The 15,003-nt window shown below is 71.2% G+C and carries 15 protein-coding genes and 2 pseudogenes; 11 read left to right on the top strand and 6 right to left on the bottom strand.

Annotation, left to right across the window (positions count from 1 at the left end):
- The first annotated feature begins 6 nt into the window (after positions 1 to 6).
- A complete protein-coding gene (locus tag H3H54_RS05860; protein ID WP_262425895.1) occupies positions 7 to 1,230 on the top strand; it encodes a PLP-dependent aminotransferase family protein in 1,224 nt (407 codons plus the stop codon).
- Here H3H54_RS05860 and H3H54_RS05855 read toward each other — a convergent pair whose 3' ends face one another.
- The 3 genes and pseudogenes from H3H54_RS05855 to H3H54_RS05845 form a co-directional block, all read right to left on the bottom strand.
- Positions 1,231 to 1,950 (bottom strand): bifunctional 2-polyprenyl-6-hydroxyphenol methylase/3-demethylubiquinol 3-O-methyltransferase UbiG, encoded by a 720-nt coding sequence (locus H3H54_RS05855; protein ID WP_262425894.1) that lies wholly within the window; start codon positions 1,948 to 1,950, stop codon positions 1,231 to 1,233.
- Between the two features lie 39 nt (positions 1,951 to 1,989).
- Positions 1,990 to 3,462, bottom strand: coding sequence for a hypothetical protein (locus H3H54_RS05850; protein WP_262425893.1), 1,473 nt, complete (start codon positions 3,460 to 3,462; stop codon positions 1,990 to 1,992).
- Positions 3,459 to 4,019 (bottom strand): annotated as a pseudogene (locus tag H3H54_RS05845) (ATP-binding cassette domain-containing protein); the annotation flags it as partial. The pseudogene H3H54_RS05845 and the gene H3H54_RS05850, both read right to left, overlap by 4 nt.
- Before the next feature lie 452 nt (positions 4,020 to 4,471).
- Here H3H54_RS05845 and H3H54_RS05840 point away from each other — a divergent pair.
- Positions 4,472 to 5,011: a CarD family transcriptional regulator gene (locus tag H3H54_RS05840; protein ID WP_262425891.1), complete on the top strand. Its 540-nt coding sequence runs from the start codon at positions 4,472 to 4,474 to the stop codon at positions 5,009 to 5,011.
- 45 nt (positions 5,012 to 5,056) lie between these two features.
- Here H3H54_RS05840 and H3H54_RS05835 read toward each other — a convergent pair whose 3' ends face one another.
- The 3 genes from H3H54_RS05835 to H3H54_RS05825 all read right to left on the bottom strand — a co-directional run bounded on the left by H3H54_RS05835 (position 5,057) and on the right by H3H54_RS05825 (position 7,132).
- Positions 5,057 to 5,659, bottom strand: a complete 603-nt coding sequence (locus tag H3H54_RS05835; protein WP_262425890.1) for an MFS transporter — start codon at positions 5,657 to 5,659, stop codon at positions 5,057 to 5,059.
- Complete coding sequence (locus tag H3H54_RS05830; RefSeq protein ID WP_262425889.1) at positions 5,614 to 6,369, bottom strand: MFS transporter; 756 nt, start codon at positions 6,367 to 6,369, stop codon at positions 5,614 to 5,616. Before H3H54_RS05830 ends, H3H54_RS05835 begins: the two co-directional genes overlap by 46 nt.
- A 100-nt stretch (positions 6,370 to 6,469) precedes the next feature.
- A complete protein-coding gene (locus tag H3H54_RS05825; RefSeq protein ID WP_262425888.1) occupies positions 6,470 to 7,132 on the bottom strand; it encodes an SRPBCC domain-containing protein in 663 nt (220 codons plus the stop codon).
- A 179-nt stretch (positions 7,133 to 7,311) separates the two neighbouring features.
- Here H3H54_RS05825 and H3H54_RS05820 point away from each other — a divergent pair, with 179 nt between their 5' ends.
- The 9 genes and pseudogenes from H3H54_RS05820 to H3H54_RS05780 all read left to right on the top strand — a co-directional run bounded on the left by H3H54_RS05820 (position 7,312) and on the right by H3H54_RS05780 (position 14,991).
- Positions 7,312 to 8,058 carry an HAD family phosphatase gene (locus tag H3H54_RS05820; RefSeq protein WP_262425887.1) on the top strand — a complete coding sequence of 249 codons (747 nt, stop codon included), beginning with the start codon at positions 7,312 to 7,314 and terminating at the stop codon, positions 8,056 to 8,058.
- Positions 8,055 to 10,601: a glycoside hydrolase family 65 protein gene (locus tag H3H54_RS05815; protein WP_262425886.1), complete on the top strand. Its 2,547-nt coding sequence runs from the start codon at positions 8,055 to 8,057 to the stop codon at positions 10,599 to 10,601. The genes H3H54_RS05820 and H3H54_RS05815 overlap by 4 nt, the downstream gene beginning before the upstream one ends.
- Positions 10,602 to 10,733: 132 nt before the next feature.
- A complete protein-coding gene (locus tag H3H54_RS05810; protein ID WP_262425885.1) occupies positions 10,734 to 11,516 on the top strand; it encodes a YihY/virulence factor BrkB family protein in 783 nt (260 codons plus the stop codon).
- Positions 11,516 to 11,875, top strand: a complete 360-nt coding sequence (locus H3H54_RS05805; RefSeq protein WP_262425884.1) for a hypothetical protein — start codon at positions 11,516 to 11,518, stop codon at positions 11,873 to 11,875. The genes H3H54_RS05810 and H3H54_RS05805 overlap by 1 nt, the downstream gene beginning before the upstream one ends.
- Positions 11,872 to 12,438, top strand: a complete 567-nt coding sequence (locus tag H3H54_RS05800) for a peptide deformylase (RefSeq protein ID WP_262425883.1) — start codon at positions 11,872 to 11,874, stop codon at positions 12,436 to 12,438. Before H3H54_RS05805 ends, H3H54_RS05800 begins: the two co-directional genes overlap by 4 nt.
- 140 nt (positions 12,439 to 12,578) lie before the next feature.
- Positions 12,579 to 13,004 carry a ubiquinol-cytochrome c reductase iron-sulfur subunit gene (locus H3H54_RS05795; RefSeq protein ID WP_262425882.1) on the top strand — a complete coding sequence of 142 codons (426 nt, stop codon included), beginning with the start codon at positions 12,579 to 12,581 and terminating at the stop codon, positions 13,002 to 13,004.
- 7 nt (positions 13,005 to 13,011) lie between these two features.
- Positions 13,012 to 13,374: pseudogene (locus tag H3H54_RS05790) on the top strand (tRNA (guanosine(46)-N7)-methyltransferase TrmB); the annotation flags it as partial.
- Between the two features lie 89 nt (positions 13,375 to 13,463).
- Entirely contained in the window at positions 13,464 to 13,904 is a 441-nt protein-coding gene (locus H3H54_RS05785; protein WP_262425881.1) for a tRNA (guanosine(46)-N(7))-methyltransferase TrmB, read from the top strand.
- A 34-nt stretch (positions 13,905 to 13,938) separates the two neighbouring features.
- Entirely contained in the window at positions 13,939 to 14,991 is a 1,053-nt protein-coding gene (locus tag H3H54_RS05780) for an LCP family protein (RefSeq protein ID WP_262425880.1), read from the top strand.
- Positions 14,992 to 15,003 lie beyond the last annotated feature (12 nt).

Below are 15,003 nucleotides of genomic sequence, written 5' to 3'. Positions count from 1 at the left end.
GGACCGATGACCGCGTCCGCTCCGTCCGAGCCCACCCGACAGCCGTTCCGCTTCCCCGTCGCCGCACGCTACGCGGGGATGGAGTCCTCCCCGCTGAAGGACATCTTCTCCCTCGCCGCGCGCGAGGACGTCGTCTCCTTCGCCGGCGGCATCCCGGACCCCACGCTGTTCGCCCTCGAGGACGTGGCCGCCTGCTACCGCTGGGTGCTCGAGAACCAGGGCCACCGTGCCCTCCAGTACGGGGTCAGCGAGGGCGAGCTCGAGCTACGTGAGCAGGCCTCGCGCCGGCTCTCGCAGGAGCTTCCCACCGACGCCTCCCAGATCCGGGTCACCTCCGGTTCCCAGGAGGGGCTGTTCGTCGTCGCCCAGGCCCTGCTCGAGCCCGGGGACGTGGTGCTGGTCGAGTCGCCCACCTACCTCGCGGCCGTGCAGGCCTTCTCCGTCCACGGCGCCCGCATGATCGGGGTCGAGACCGATGACGACGGGGTGGTCCCCGAGGCACTCGCGGAGGCGATCCGCACCCACCACCCGCGGATGGTCTACCTCATCCCCAGCTTCCAGAACCCCACCGGACGCACCATGCCGGTGGCGCGCCGCCAGGCGGTCGCCGAGGTGCTGCAGCGCACCGACGTCCCGCTCATCGAGGACGATCCCTACGGCGCGCTGAGCTTCACCGGCAGCACCTGGGCGCCGATCGCCTCGCTGCCCGGGATGAGCGGGCGCACGATCCTGCTGAACTCGATGAGCAAGCTGATGAGCCCGGGGGTGCGGATCGGCTGGATGCGCGCCGAGGGCCCGATCCTGGACACGCTCGCCGTGGCCAAGGCCGCGATCTCGATGCAGTCCTCGGTGGTGGATCAGCTGACCGTGGCCCGTTACCTCGAGACCGCGGACCTCGACGGCCACGTGGCGCGGGTCAGCGCTGTCTACCGCGAGCGCCGCGATGCGATGGCCCGGGCGATCACGCCGGTGCTGCCGGAGGGCGCGCATCTCACGCGCCCCGACGGCGGGATGTTCCTGTGGGCGGCGCTCGGCGAGGGCTACGACGCACAGGTGATGCTCGCCGAGGCCGTCGAGGCCGGGGTCGCATATCTGCCGGGATGGTCCTTCTTCGCAGATGATCCGGATCGCTCGACGATGCGCCTGAGCTTCGTCACCCACTCCCCCGCGGTGATCGAGGACGCGATCGGGCGCCTGGGAGAGGTGATCGCCCGCCACGGTCGGCGCTGATCAGCTCGAAGCGGGGGCGGGTCGCTGCCAGCGCAGCGTCACCCGGAAGCCCTCGCGCCGTCGGATCACCGCACCCGGCAGATCCGCCCGGGCCTGCGCGCGCAGCAACGCCATGGTGGTGCTCGCGTCCCTGACGGGCATCGGCACAGGGTCCGGCAGCTCCGCACGGCGCACCGGGCGTGGGTGCTTGACCAGTCCGATCAGCGGGTTGGACAGGGTATTGATGAGGTCCCACAGGTGGTCGGGCAAGCTCGTCGGCCGCACCAGGGCGACCACGAGCAGGTGCCCTCCGGGCTGCAGCAGGGCGCGTGCCTGGGAGAGTGCCCGCTCGAGGTCCTGGTGGTGCAGCGAGGCGACCATGATCACCGCGTCGTAGGCGCTGGCTGCTTCGGGCAGCGCAGCATGCTCGGCGAGGGTGCGGCGGTGCACCCGTGCCCCGGGCAGGCCCTCCACCAAGGCCGCGGCGGCGCGGGCCATGCCGGGGTCGGGGTCGATGCCCTCGACCTGCTGAGCCCGTGCGGCCAGCTGGGCGAGCAGCGCGCCGCGTCCGCAACCCACGTCGAGCATCCGGGTGGGGCAGTCCGGCAGCGAGCGCAGGATCCAGCGGTGGAAGTGGGCGTTGTGATCCCAGGGATGTCGCGCGTTCCACCGCTCCAGCCCCCGGCCGACGGCGCGGATCAGCGGGTTCGGGGTGGTGCGGAGGTTCCAGGTCTCGTGCATCGGCTCATCATCGCAGGGCTCGCAGCCGTGACCGGGTCATCAGCGCCATGCGCCGAGCAGCGCCCCGGCCCCCAGGAGCATCGCACCGGTGCCCAGCGGCAGCAGGAGCGCGAGGGCGGCACCCGCGAGCAGGGCGAGCAGCAGCCCGTCGGCCTGCCAGAGCAGCACGGGGATGACGGAGAGGTCTCCCTGCGGGGTGGGCATCGGTGTCATCAGGGACAGCGGCATCGGCCCCTTGGCGGCGTCCCGTGCCCGGGCTGCGACCAGCACCACGGCGAGCAGTGCGGGCAGCAGCGCCGCCCCGGGCTCGGCCACCTCTCCGGCGAGCAGCAGCCCGGCACCGCTGCCGACGGCAGCGACGACGCCCAGCAACGCGGCGGGTGCCGGTGTGTGCAGGAGCACCTGCAGGCCCGCTGTCTGTCCCAGCAGAGCCGGCGCCCCAAGGGTGTGGATCCCATGGCGGATGCCGTCCACCAGCGCGCTGCTCGCACCCCACAGCACCGCACTGCCCACCAGCACGCAGACCCATGCCAGGGGTCCGCTGAGCTGGGTCGAGGTGGCGAGCAGCGCCGCGGAGGCGAGGCCTGCGAGCACCCCCGTCGTCAGGCGCTCGGGGCTGCGCAGCCACGCCACCGCATCACGGCGGGCATAGAGCAGCACGAGGGGACGCCGCCCGATGGCGGGCAGTCGGCGGCCGGTCGAAGGCGGGGCCCGGAACTCGCCCGATGCCCCCGCCAGATCACCGGTGGTCGCCAGGGTCCCAGCGGACTCCCAGCGCGCGGCCTGCTCGCGCAGCACGACGCCCCGCAGCCGGCCCAGCAGCCCCACGCTCCCGACGGTGGTGAGCAGCCCTCCTCCCACCAGGCCCAGCGCCCAGGGCAGCGGTGAGGCCGCTCCCACGGGGTACGCACCCCCGAGGCCGACGCCGACGGGCGCCGCGGCCGCTGCCGCTGCGGCGGTCAGCAGCATTCCGGTGCACAGCAGTCGTGCACGCACCGGGCGCAGCAGCTGGCCGACCAGCCAGGCCGCGCCTATCAGCAGCCCCGCACCGCCCGCAGCGACGGTGAACAGCACCGCCGCGCTCACCTCAGCGCGTCCGTCGAACAGCAGCGTCGACCCCACGAGCGCGGCGAGCACCATGAGACCGAACACGGGCACCAGCAGCGCGCGGGCGAAAGGGCGGCGCAGCACATCGCGCCGGCGCAGGCCGCTCGACGCCAGCGTGGTCACGAAGAACGGGGCCATCAGCGCTGGCCCCCGCACGGCGCCGACCAGGACTGCGAGCGCGCCCGCAGCGAGGGTCGCGGCCGCGACCACCTGCGGAGCTCGGGAGGCACCCAGCACCGGAAGCACATCAGGACGGGAGAGGAGCTGGCCGGCGCTGTTCAGGGCGGGGACGCCGAGCACCAGCACGCTCAGCGCCGCCACGTACACGAGGTAGAGCAGGTCGGTGCGGCTGCGGGCGGTGGAGCGGCTCGCCCAGACCTCCCGGACCGCGGAGAGGTCGCTCATGCGGCAGGTTCGAGGGCGAGGTTGGCATCAGCGAGCTCCTCGCGCAGACGGGAGCTGTGAGTGGCCAGCGCCACGGCGGCACCTGCCTCGGCCCGGCGCCGGATCGTAGCGCTCACCAGGCCCAGCCGGTGCGCATCGAGTCTCTGCTCGGGCTCGTCCAGCAGCAGCACCTGCGCGGGCCTCGCGAAGGTCAGGGCGAGGGAGACCAGCTGGCTCTGGCCGCTCGAGAGCTCGTGGGGGAAACGGGCGCCGAGCTGTTCGATCTCCAGTTCTTCGAGCAGCTCCTCAGCCTGCACGGCGGCCGCCGCGGCTGGTGTGCCCCAGGTGGCGGCGATGAACTGGAGATGCTCGGCGACGGTGAGGTCCCTCGCCGTCTGCGGGGGCCCGATGAGGGCGGCGAGCGCGGCGCGGAAGGCGCGGTCACGCTCATCCGGGGCGCGGCCGAGGACACGGACGGTGCCGGCGGTGGGTTCGAGGAGGCCGGCGAGCACCCGCAGCAGCGTGGTCTTACCTGCGCCGTTGGCGCCTGTCAGTGCCAGGATCTCGCCTGCTCGCACGGCTCCGGTGGCCTCGAGCAGGAGCACGTTGCCGTCCCGCACCACGCCGATGCCCTCGAAGCGGACCCGCTCGCGCTCGTGGGACAGGGATGCTGCGTCGGGAGCCATGCGTCCATGGAACCGCATCGTGACCCTCCGCGCCCTCCGACTTCCGTCTCGACCCTGCTCGCCGCAGCGCACCGCAGCGCGCCGGCGCACCACAGCGCACCGCTGCATGGTGTGACACAGGCGGAGACGTCACCCTCTAGATATACTGTCAGATCCGTGAGAGCATATAGGGGCGCCGTCGTAGGTGCCGCCACCCTGTTCCTGCAGGTCGAGCGGCGCTCGAGCCTCTCCGACACCCTCGTGTTCCGGGCCCTGTCCGGGCCTCCACGATGCCGGATGAGGCCGCCTCGACCCCACCAGGGCCGCGGTACCGCCGGTGCGCAGGTCCATAGAGGAGGAACCCCTTGTCCGTAGCCGCAGCGTCAGCCGTCACCGCCGCCTCGAACGTCGGAGAAGTGCTCACCCATCCCGTCCACGGGCCGGTCCGCATCGTCTCCACTTCCACCCGCACTGTCCGGGGTGAAGAGCGCGAGTACGTCGACCTGGTGGTCATCGGGGACGAGATGCGCATCTCCGTGCCGACCGGTGGCAGGGACATCGTCGGCCTGCGCCCGCTGCTGGTCGAGAAGGAGATCGTCACGATGATGAAGCAGCTCGGCGAGCCCATCGAGCCGCCGGAGAAGAAGGCGTCCTGGGCGCACCGCATCAAGTCGCTCCAGATGCAGCTGCAGACCGGTCGCCTCACCGACCGCATCGAGGTCATCCGCAACATCGTGCGCGACTCGGGCGGCGTCCCCTCGAGCCTGGCGGAGCGCAACCTGCTGAAGCAGGCCATCGACCCGCTGGCCTCCGAGATCGCGATCGCTCGTTCGATTCCGCGCGATGAGGCTCAGGTTCTCCTCCAGAGCACCGCCGAGAACGCGCTCCAGCCCGCAGCCGCCTGATCCTGCGCCGGCCCGCCGGCCGCGCCGCGACATCACTGCCTCGCCTCACTTCCTCCGGGTGCTCCCGGAGGGTGTGACGCGGGGCAGTGTTCGTGTCAGCCACACCCCGCCTGCGACGCAGATGACCCCTGTGGCCGCGCCGGCCACCGCCACCGGTGCGACCAGCGTGATGCCGGTGACGACCAGGGGCGCCGCCAGCCGCCCCGCGCCCAGCATGGTGTTCCACCAGGCGAGGTAGGTGGTGCGGCCGTGCACCGGGGAGACGTCGATGCCGAGCGTCATCACGATCCCCGAGCCCAGCCCGTTGCCCACGCCGATCAGCAGGCTCGGGACCAGCAGCGCCACCAGGGCGAGCGTGGGCCCTCCGCCGTCGAACACGGTGCCGAGCAGTGCCAGCAGCAGGAATCCGGCGCCCATCAGCAGCGCGCAGGGCACTGCGACCGCGGCTCGGCCGTAGCGGTCCATGAGTGTGCCTGCGGGCAGCACCAGCAGGATCTCGAGAGCCGCGCTGACGCCGAAGACGATCGAGATCCACATCGGGTCCAGCCCCAGCGAGTCACCGAGCAGCGGCACGATCACGGGCCGGTTCACCCGCGCCATCATCACCGGGGCGATGCCGATCCCCACCGCGGCCATGCGGCGCAGCACCGCACGGTCCAGCCGGGTCCGCGCCTGGGTGCGAGGCCGTCGCTCGCCGCGCGGCCGGGTGGGCACCGGGCCCGCCTCCCCGGCGGCAGGAACAGCGCGATCATCACCGTGCCCGCCGCGGCGGAGACGGCGAACAGCAGGAACACCCAGGCCATCGAGCCCAGTGCGATCACCACCGCGCCGAGCAGCGGCCCGATCACCTCGCCCAGCCGGATCACTCCTCCGAAGAGGGTCATGCCGCGGGCCCGCATCGTCGGCGGCAGGGCGGTGCCGAGGTAGGACTGGCGGCCCAGCTGCCAGACCTGCGTGCTCGCCGCCATCACCAGCAGCAGCCCGATCAGCATCAGGCGATGGGTGAGGTCCCCTCCCCCGCCGAGCGCGGGGCTGATCATCACGTAAGCGGCCAGGTTCGAGACCACCAGCAGCACACCCGTGATCACCAGTGCGCTGCGGGCCCCGATCCGGGAGATCAGCCGGCCAGCGGGGATCGGACCGAGGAACGAGGCGAGCCCGAAGATCATCGAGAGCGCGGCGGCCTGCGGAATGCTGAACCCCAGGTCGCGGGCGAGCAGCGGGATCACCGGCATCAGCGCGGCCAGGCCGATGAACTCCAACAGGCTGGGGGCGTAGACCGAGGGGGTCAGCGAGCGCAGCACCTGCGCCGGGGTGCGCGGGTCCCTCGACGGGGAGCGCGGCGCAGGGGTGGTCACCGCCTGAGTCTGTCACCGGATCGTGAGCCTGGGCAAAGACATCCGGTCGGCGGACGCCGCGCCCGTCGGCTCCCCCGCGGCCAGGCTCAGCGACCCGGGCTCAGCGACCCAGGTGCTTGCGAGCCGTCTCCGCCTCGCCGCGTCGGGCGATCGTCTCGTCGACCCCGGCCGCAATGGCCTCCGCCGCCCAGCGCACCGACCAGGCGCGCAGGTATCCAGCCGCCTCCGCGCCCTCCCGCCACTGCGGGGTGGGGGTCGGGACCGTCGTCAGGCAGCTCCCGCGCCAGCCGTCGGTGTGCGCGGCGAGGGCGAGCAGCGCTATCTCCCATCCGATGGCGAGCGCCCCGGGCCCGGTCCGCTCGAAATCCTCGGCGTCGACCAGGACTGTGTGGCGCAGGCGCAGCAGCGTGGTGCCGTCGTCCTCGGGGTCGAGCTGGATCAGCAGCGGATCCTCCGCGCCGCCCTGTGCCCAGGACAGCGATATGCGGTGGGGCTCCTCGATCTCGAGGATGCTTCCGCTCGCGCCGTCGGGGGCGTCGAAGCGCCCGCCCTCGTGGAGCTCCCCGGTGACCGGGCCGAACCATCGGGCGAGTTCATCGGGCCGCGTCAGCAGGGCCCACAGCTGGGCCGGGGCGCGCTCGACGTTCGTGGTCAGGGTGAGCGCCGCGCGCACCTGGCGGTGCCCGTCGGAGCTGGTGTGCTCATGGATCTCGAGCCCGCGTCGCACCGCGTCGACCACGGATGGCGACTCCGTGACAGTCATCTTCTCCTCGGAAGTGTCTCAGCCGCTCCGCACCGGCGCGCGAGCGCGGGTACGGACCCTCGCAGGGTAGCCCACGGCCCCGTACTCGTGCCACGCGGGCGGCGACGCAGCCGCAGGCGAACCCCGTCCGACGACTGTTCGAGGCGAGAGTCCACGCACGCTCCAGCCCTCGCCGTAGCATGGCCGACGTGACTGCTGCGCGAATCTTCCGACCGGCCGACTTCACGGCACATCTCTTCGATCTCGACGGGGTCATCACCCCGACGGCCGAGGTGCACATGCGCGCCTGGGCAGACATGTTCAGCCAGTTCCTCGCCTCCCGGGACATCGCGGAGCCCTACACCGACGCGGACTACTTCGCCCACGTCGACGGACGCCCCCGCTACGACGGCGTGCGCGCCTTCCTCGCCTCCCGCGGCATCCTCCTGGAGGAGGGCGAGGACTCGGACCCCGGCGAGCAGGTCCCCGGAGCGGAGACCGTGCGCGGGCTCGGCAACCGCAAGAACGACCTCGTCCTCTCGCTGCTGCGCTCCGAGGGTGTCGCCCCCTACCCGGGCACGGTCGCCTATCTCGACTCGCTGCCCTCCGATGCGCGGCTCGCGATCGTCTCCTCCTCCCGCAATGCGGAGGAGGTGCTTCGCGGAGCCGGTCTGTTCGACCGCTTCGAACACATCGTCGACGGGAACGTCGCGGTTCGCGAAGGGCTGCCCGGCAAGCCCGCCCCCGACACCTACCTGCACGGCGCCCGGCTGCTCGGCGTGGATCCCGCGGCGACGGTGGTCTACGAGGACGCCGTCTCCGGGGTGCTCTCCGGTGCCGCCGGGGATTTCGGCGCCGTGATCGGGGTGGACCGCGGTGCCGGAGCCGCCGAGCTGGCCGCGGCCGGTGCCACCCATGTCGTCGCCGACCTCGAGGAGATCGCATGAGCCGCCTGCGCTCGGTGCCCGCCGACCCCGTCGACCGCGCCTACCTGCCCCTGGATGAGTGGCGGCTGGTCGAATCCCGCCCGCACCAGGACCTGGGGCTGACGGAGACCCTCTTCGCGACCGCCAACGGTTACCTGGGCATGCGGGGCACTCCCGAGGAGGGCCGGGACGCGGAGATCCACGGCACCTTCCTCAACGGGTTCCACGAGACCTGGCAGATCAACCACGCTGAATCGGCCTTCGGGTTCGCACGCACCGGTCAGACCATGATCTCGGTGCCCGATTCCTCGGTGCTCAAACTGTATGTAGACGACGAGCCGCTGCTGCTGTCGATCGCCGATCTCGAGGAGTACGAGCGCTGGATCGACTTCCGTGAGGGCGTGCTGCACCGCGAGCTGATCTGGCGCACCCCGGCCGGGAAGCGCGTCAAGGTCAGCAGCTCCCGCATGGTCTCCTTCGCTCAGCGCCATCTCGCGCTGATGACGCTGAGAGTGGAGATGCTCGAGGGCTCCGCTCCGATCGCCATCTCCTCCCAGATCATCAACCGCCAGGATTTCCGCGACGACTACGGCAAGGGCGTCGAGGGCGGTCCGATCACGGACAAGGCCGATCCGCGCCGCACCACGGACTTCACCCACCGCGTGCTGGAACCGCTGCAGGACTGGCACAGCGACCGCCGGATGCTGCTGGGATATCGGGTCGCCAATTCGGGGATGACCCTGGCCGTCGGAGCGGACCACGCGGTGGAGTCCGATGCCGAGGTCGAGCAGCTGGTGGACACCAGCGCGGACTTCGGCCGCCAGGTGGTGCGCGCGCATCTGGAGGAGGGGCAGTCGCTGACCGTGCGGAAATCGGTCACGTACCACTCCTCGCGCTCGGTGCCCCATCGTGAGCTGTTCGACCGTTGCCGCCGCACCCTGGACCGAGTGCGCGCAGGAGGGTTCGAGGCACAGTTCGCCGAGCAGCGCGCGTACCTCGCTGATTTCTGGGCGAGCTCGGACGTGCAGCTGCCCGGGCAGCCCGCGGAGCAGCAGGCCACCCGGTGGTGCCTGTTCCAGCTCGCGCAGGCCGCAGCGCGCTCGGACCAGTGGGGAATCCCCGCCAAGGGCGTCACCGGCTCGGGATACGAGGGGCACTACTTCTGGGACAGCGAGATCTACGTGGTCCCGTTCCTGACCTTCACCCAGCCGCGCTGGGCCCGCAACGCGCTGCGCTTCCGCACGAATCTGCTGCCGAAGGCCAGGGAGCGGGCACGGGAGCTGAACCAGCGCGGGGCGCTGTTCCCCTGGCGCACCATCAACGGCGACGAGGCCTCGGCGTACTACGCCGCCGGCACCGCGCAGTACCACATCGACGCCGACGTGGCCTATGCCTTCGCCCAGTACGTCGACGTCACCGGGGATCTCGATTTCCAGCACCGCGACGGGGTCCACGTGCTCGTGGAGACGGCACGGATGTGGGCGGATCTCGGCTTCTGGCGCCTGACCGCCGACGGCAGCGCGAGCTTCCACATCAACGGCGTGACCGGTCCCGACGAGTACACCACCGTGGTCAACAACAACATGTTCACCAACGTGATGGCCCGCTACAACCTGCGCCGGGCGGCGCGCGCGGTGCGCGAGCTGCATGAGGCGGACGAGACCGAGTACCAGGCGATGCTCGTCGAGCTCGACCTCGACGAGCTCGAGCTCGAGCAGTGGGACGCGTGCGCGGACGGCATGCATGTGGCCAAGGACGAGTCGCTCGGGATCCACCTGCAGGAGGACCGCTTCCTCGAACGGGAGGTGTGGGACCTCTCGAGCACCCCAGCCGAGGCGTTCCCGCTGCTGCTGAACTACCACCCGCTGGTGATCTACCGCTTCCAGGTGCTCAAGCAGGCGGACGTGGTGCTGGCGCTGTTCCTGCGCGGCAGCGAGTTCACCGCCGAGGAGAAGCGCGCGGACTTCGAGTACTACGACCCGATCACCACCGGGGACTCATCGCTGTCCGCCGTGGTGCAGTCGATCATGGCCGCAGAGGTCGGGCATCAGCAGGCCGCTCTGGACTACTTCCGGGCCGGTCTCTTCGTGGACCTCGGAAACCTCCACGGCAACACCTCGGACGGCGTGCACATCGCCTCCGCGGGCGGGGTCTGGAACGCCCTGGTGCACGGCTTCGGCGGCATGCGGCACGACGATGGCCTGATCTCCTTCGATCCCCGCCTCCCGGACGGCTGGCCGGAGCTCTCGTTCCCGCTCACCCTCCGCGGCTCCCGCTTCCGGGTCCGTCTGGTGCGCGAGGAGATCTCCTTCACCCTCGAGACCGGCGACGAGGTCGAGATCACGGTGCGCGGCGAGACCGTCACGGTCGGCCCGGACGGAGTCACCGTCCCGCTCGCCGACCAGGGGCCGCTGCTCGACGATGCGGTGCTGGCCAGGCCGGTCGGCCTGGGCGATGAACGCGCCGACGGGTCGATCATGACGTCCCATGTGCCCAAGGATCCCGAGGATCCCTGGGAGTACCCGGTCGCGAGCGATCCGGACGACATCATCGACGAGAGCTGACGGGCGCGGTGCCGTGCGGGGCCCCGGGTCACCTGGTGGAATAGGCTCCATCCGCGCCCGTCCCGGGCGCCCCGCCCCTGAGACCGGAGCAGCAGCACGGTGACCGCACCCCGCCCTCGTCGGACGAAGCCGGTGGTCGAGCTTTCCCGACCTCGGCTGAGCGTCCCGCATGTCCTGAACAGGGTGCGGATGCGCCTGCTGGACATCCAGGTGTGGGACGTGGCGGGGACCATGACGTTCTACCTGCTGCTCTCGCTGTTCCCGGGCGCGGTCGCGGTGGTCTCGATGATGTCGCTGATCGGTATCGAGGCGGAGACCCTCACGGCGCTGTCCGGGATGATCACCGAGATCTTCCCGACGCTGGATCCGCGCCCCTACCTCAGTGCGATCCAGGCGGTGTCCTCCACCAGCGGCGGCCTGCTCGGGCTGCTGCTGGGCACCGCCGGCTCGCTGCTGTCCGCCTCGAACGGCGTCGCGGCCTTCCACCGCGCCCTGCACCGGGTCTATGACACCCGCGAGGGCCGTCCATTCCTCTGGTTCCGCACGATCGTGTTCGGGGAGACGGTGCTGATCGTCTCCGTGGTGCTGCTGGCGATCGGCATGCTCATCGTCGGCGGCGAGGCCTCCCAGCGCATGGGCGAGTTCATCGGCATCCCCCGCATCGCCTTCGCGGCCTGGAACCTCGTGAAATGGCCGGTCCTGCTGGTCATCCTGATCATCGGGGTGTCCCTGGCCTACTACATGTTCCCGAACGTCCGCCTGCCGCGCTACCGACTGATGACGCTCGGCTCCACCCTCAGCGTGCTGGTGCTGTTCGGCACCGCCCTGCTGGCCGGGCAGCTGATGGTCTACGCCACGCGCTTCGCGGAGATCCTCACAGCTCTCAACGGCCTGATCGCGATCCCCTGCTGCTGATGTGGATCGCGAACATCGTGGTGATCTTCGGCGCGGCCCTCGACGCCGAGTTCCTGCGCGCACGCCAGATCGCCAGCGGCCTCGACGCCTGGCACCACATCGAGCTCGAGCCCCACGCGACCCACACCCTCGACTTCCTCGCCGCCGATGCCTCCCACGCCGAGGAGCTCGGCCGCGTCGTCGCCGAGGCGGCCCGCAGCGGGCAGCCCCTGCACCGGCCGCGCAGCCCGTGGATCGTCGACGCACGCAATCCGCTGGCCGTAAATCCGCCCGCGCGCCACCGCATCACCAGCGCGCCCCTCCCGCCCTCCGAGGGCGAGCCCACCGACACCCCGAGCACAGGAGACCGCTCCGCATGACCGTCCGCCCGATCACCATCGTCGGCCACCGCGCCCTCTCCCAGCGCACCCGTCGCGTCCGGGAGGTCACCCCCGAGCTGCGCACCCTGGTGGCCGACATGTTCGAGACCAACGACGCGGCCGACGGTGCCGGCCTCGCCGCACCGCAGGTCGGCTCGCGCTGGCGCCTGTTCATCTACGCCTGTGCCGACGCGGAAGGCATCGTCCGGCGCGGGGTGGTCATCAATCCCGTGCTGGAGCGCTTCGGCGGGATCGAGCTGGACGAGGAGACCATCGAGGGCTGCCTCTCCGTGCCCGGCGAGGGCTTCCCCACCGCCCGGCACCGCGGGGCCCGCGTCACCGGCACCGATCTAGACGGGGATGAGGTCGTGGTCGAGGACGAAGGCGGGGTGCTCGCCCGTGCTCTGCAGCACGAGGTCGACCACCTCGACGGCGCCCTCTACCTCGATCGCCTCACCCCCGCCCGCAAGCGCGAGGCGCTGGACGCGGTGAGGGATCGCGGCTGGCGGGCTGGCGGCATCCTCACCTGGGACCCCCGCGAGCTCGACGCCGCCGACGTGTGAGCGACGTGCTGTGAGGAACGAACGGCAGGAGCACACACAGAAAGCAGAGTCTGAGGCCTGCGGACCTGAGCACCGTCACCGCTGTCACATCGGCCCTCCGCGCGGTGCCGCCGCCCAGCCGGGCTCGCTATCCTGGTGGTATGGAACGCCCGTGCCTCTCCCGTCGTCGTGCCCTCCTGCTTCCCGCCGCTGCGGCCGGGGTCGGAGGCCTCGCGGCCTGCGCGCCCGAGGACGAGGGCTTCGGCACCGCCGCGCCGCTGCGCGCGGACGAGGGCGCGATCTCTCTCGATGAGGTGCCCGAGAACGCCAGCACGCTGGTGAACTTCGGTGGCCAGCAGCCGTTCGTGCTGCTGGTGCGCGGCGAGGGCGAGGACCTCACCGGCTATTCCGGGTACTGCACCCACAATGGCTGCGCCCTGCGTCAGGAGGAGACGGAGCTGGACTGCCCCTGCCACGGCTCCCGCTTCGACGCATCGAACGGGGAGGTGCTGGTGGGCCCCGCCACCACCCATCTGCCCGAGATCGCCGTGGTGATCGAGGACGGTCTCGTACGCCGTGAGCAGTGATCCGGCGATGACCTCGGATCCGCAGCCCACCGCGGTGGCCGACGCCGACGCCTCGGGCGCCGGGGAGAGCAGCGCCGAGGAGGCGAAGACGCACCGTGACGTGGTCTCCTTCGTCCGGCGCGGGGAACGCCTCACCCAGGGCCGCCAGAATGCCTGGGACCGCCTCTCCCCTCGCTACGTGATCGATCCCCCACGGGGTGAGCGCGACACCCTCCCCGCGGACGGCGAGCAGCTGGACCCGGTGGAGGTGTTCGGTCGGCGCGCGGAGCTCGTGGTCGAGGTGGGCAGCGGCACGGGAGAGAACATCGTCGCCGCCGCCCTCGCCCATCCCGAGCGTGATCACCTGGGCGTGGAGGTCTACCTGCCCGGGCTCGCGCAGACCCTCAGCCGCGTCGAGCGGTCCGGCAGCCCCGAGAACCTCCGCATGCTCCCCTGGATGCGCAGCGTGCCCTGCCTGCGATGCTGGCCGAAGGATCGATCGACCAGCTGTGGGTGTACTTCGCCGACCCCTGGCCCAAGCAGCGCCACCACAAGCGTCGGCTCATCAATCCTCCGTTCCTGGACGCCGTGCTGCCCCTGCTGGCCGACGGCGCGGCGTTCCGTCTGGCCACCGACTGGGCGCAGTACGCCCATCACATGCGTCAGCAGCTCGATGCACGCCCGGAGCTCGCCCTCCTGCACCCCGAGGGGACGGCCCCCGAGGGGACCTCCTCGGATGCGATCCCGCAGAACATGCCGAGCAGCGGCTGGGCCCCACGATTCGAGGGTCGTGTGAAGACCGGCTTCGAGAACAAGGGACGTGCCGCGGGACGCCTAATATGGGATCTCGCGTACATCCGGGTGCCTCGGCCCCCGGCATCGGACGGCGCCTCGGATCTCGGGACGCGGCCGACACCGTGACCGCTCCGGCGGCACCGTCTGAGAGGGACACCGAATGAACCAGCATGACGACGTCGACCTGCCCGGCGACTGGGAGGACGACGACCACCCCCGCGATGACCGTCGGCGCGGCCGCCGTGCCGCGCTGATCGCCCTCGGGCTCGTCGCCGTGCTGGTGCTCGGCGTGGGCCTGGTGGTCGGCAACTACCTCAACGGCCTCAAGAACTCCTATGAGAAGCGCACCGTCGTGGAGATCACCCGAGGGGCCTCCGACGGAGACCGTCCCGAGGCGATCGACGGCGCCGGCCGCAACTTCCTGCTGCTGGGCTCGGACAAGCGCTCCGAGGAGGACGCCGCCTCCGAAGGGGTGAGCGGCCAGCGCTCTGACGTGATGATGCTGGTGCACGTCTCCGAGGACAACCAGAGCGTGTACATCACCTCCTTCCCGCGTGACCTCTACGTGGACATCCCCGGATACGGCAAGGACCGCATCAACGCCGCACTCGCCTTCGGCGGTGTGGGCCTGGCAGTCGCCACGGTCGAGGACTACGTCGGCGTCCCCATCGACCACGTCGCGCTCATCGACTTCGACGGCATCGAGGGCCTGGTCGACACCCTCGGCGGCGGCGTCGACGTGAAGATCCCGCTCACCTTCGAGGCGGGCGGTCATCAGTTCACCGAAGGCGTCCAGAACCTGGACGGCGAGCAGGCGCTGACCTTCGTGCGGCAGCGCAAGCAGTTCGCCGACGGCGACTTCCAGCGCAACCGCAACCAGCAGGCCGTGCTCAAGGGCATCGCCGACAAGCTGATCAGCGCCGAGACGCTCAGCGATCCTCGCAAGCTCGCCGACACAATCGACTCGGTCTCGCCGTTCCTCACCACGGATGACGGGCTGGGTGCGAGCTCCATGGTCGAGCTGGGCCTGTCCCTGCGGTCGGTCCGCAGCGGAGACCTGCACTTCCTCTCGGTCCCCCACGCCGGACCGACCACGACCAGCGGCGGTGCGAGCGTCGTCGCCACCGATGAGGAGAGCATGGACGTTCTGCGAGAGGCTCTGCGCACGGATGACATGGGAACCTACTACGCTCAGCACGCAGGGACCTTCTGATCTCCTGAGCAT

This window comes from Brachybacterium sp. Z12 (assembly GCF_014400405.1).
Taxonomy (GTDB): domain Bacteria; phylum Actinomycetota; class Actinomycetes; order Actinomycetales; family Dermabacteraceae; genus Brachybacterium.
Note: the sequence above shows the minus strand (reverse complement) of the source record. Positions and strands in the feature narration are given on the sequence as shown.

Excerpts from the sequence above, each read along its gene's own strand:
- H3H54_RS05800 (WP_262425883.1), top strand. The coding sequence starts at position 11,872 with ATGACCGTCCGCCCGATCACCATCGTCGGCCACCGCGCCCTCTCCCAG.
- H3H54_RS05820 (WP_262425887.1), top strand. The coding sequence starts at position 7,312 with ATGGCCGACGTGACTGCTGCGCGAATCTTCCGACCGGCCGACTTCACG.
- H3H54_RS05855 (WP_262425894.1), bottom strand. The coding sequence starts at position 1,950 with ATGCACGAGACCTGGAACCTCCGCACCACCCCGAACCCGCTGATCCGC.
- H3H54_RS05795 (WP_262425882.1), top strand. The coding sequence starts at position 12,579 with ATGGAACGCCCGTGCCTCTCCCGTCGTCGTGCCCTCCTGCTTCCCGCC.
- H3H54_RS05825 (WP_262425888.1), bottom strand. The coding sequence starts at position 7,132 with ATGACTGTCACGGAGTCGCCATCCGTGGTCGACGCGGTGCGACGCGGG.
- H3H54_RS05805 (WP_262425884.1), top strand. The coding sequence starts at position 11,516 with ATGTGGATCGCGAACATCGTGGTGATCTTCGGCGCGGCCCTCGACGCC.
- H3H54_RS05850 (WP_262425893.1), bottom strand. The coding sequence starts at position 3,462 with ATGAGCGACCTCTCCGCGGTCCGGGAGGTCTGGGCGAGCCGCTCCACC.
- H3H54_RS05860 (WP_262425895.1), top strand. The coding sequence starts at position 7 with ATGACCGCGTCCGCTCCGTCCGAGCCCACCCGACAGCCGTTCCGCTTC.
- H3H54_RS05815 (WP_262425886.1), top strand. The coding sequence starts at position 8,055 with ATGAGCCGCCTGCGCTCGGTGCCCGCCGACCCCGTCGACCGCGCCTAC.
- H3H54_RS05780 (WP_262425880.1), top strand. The coding sequence starts at position 13,939 with ATGAACCAGCATGACGACGTCGACCTGCCCGGCGACTGGGAGGACGAC.
- H3H54_RS05785 (WP_262425881.1), top strand. The coding sequence starts at position 13,464 with ATGCTGGCCGAAGGATCGATCGACCAGCTGTGGGTGTACTTCGCCGAC.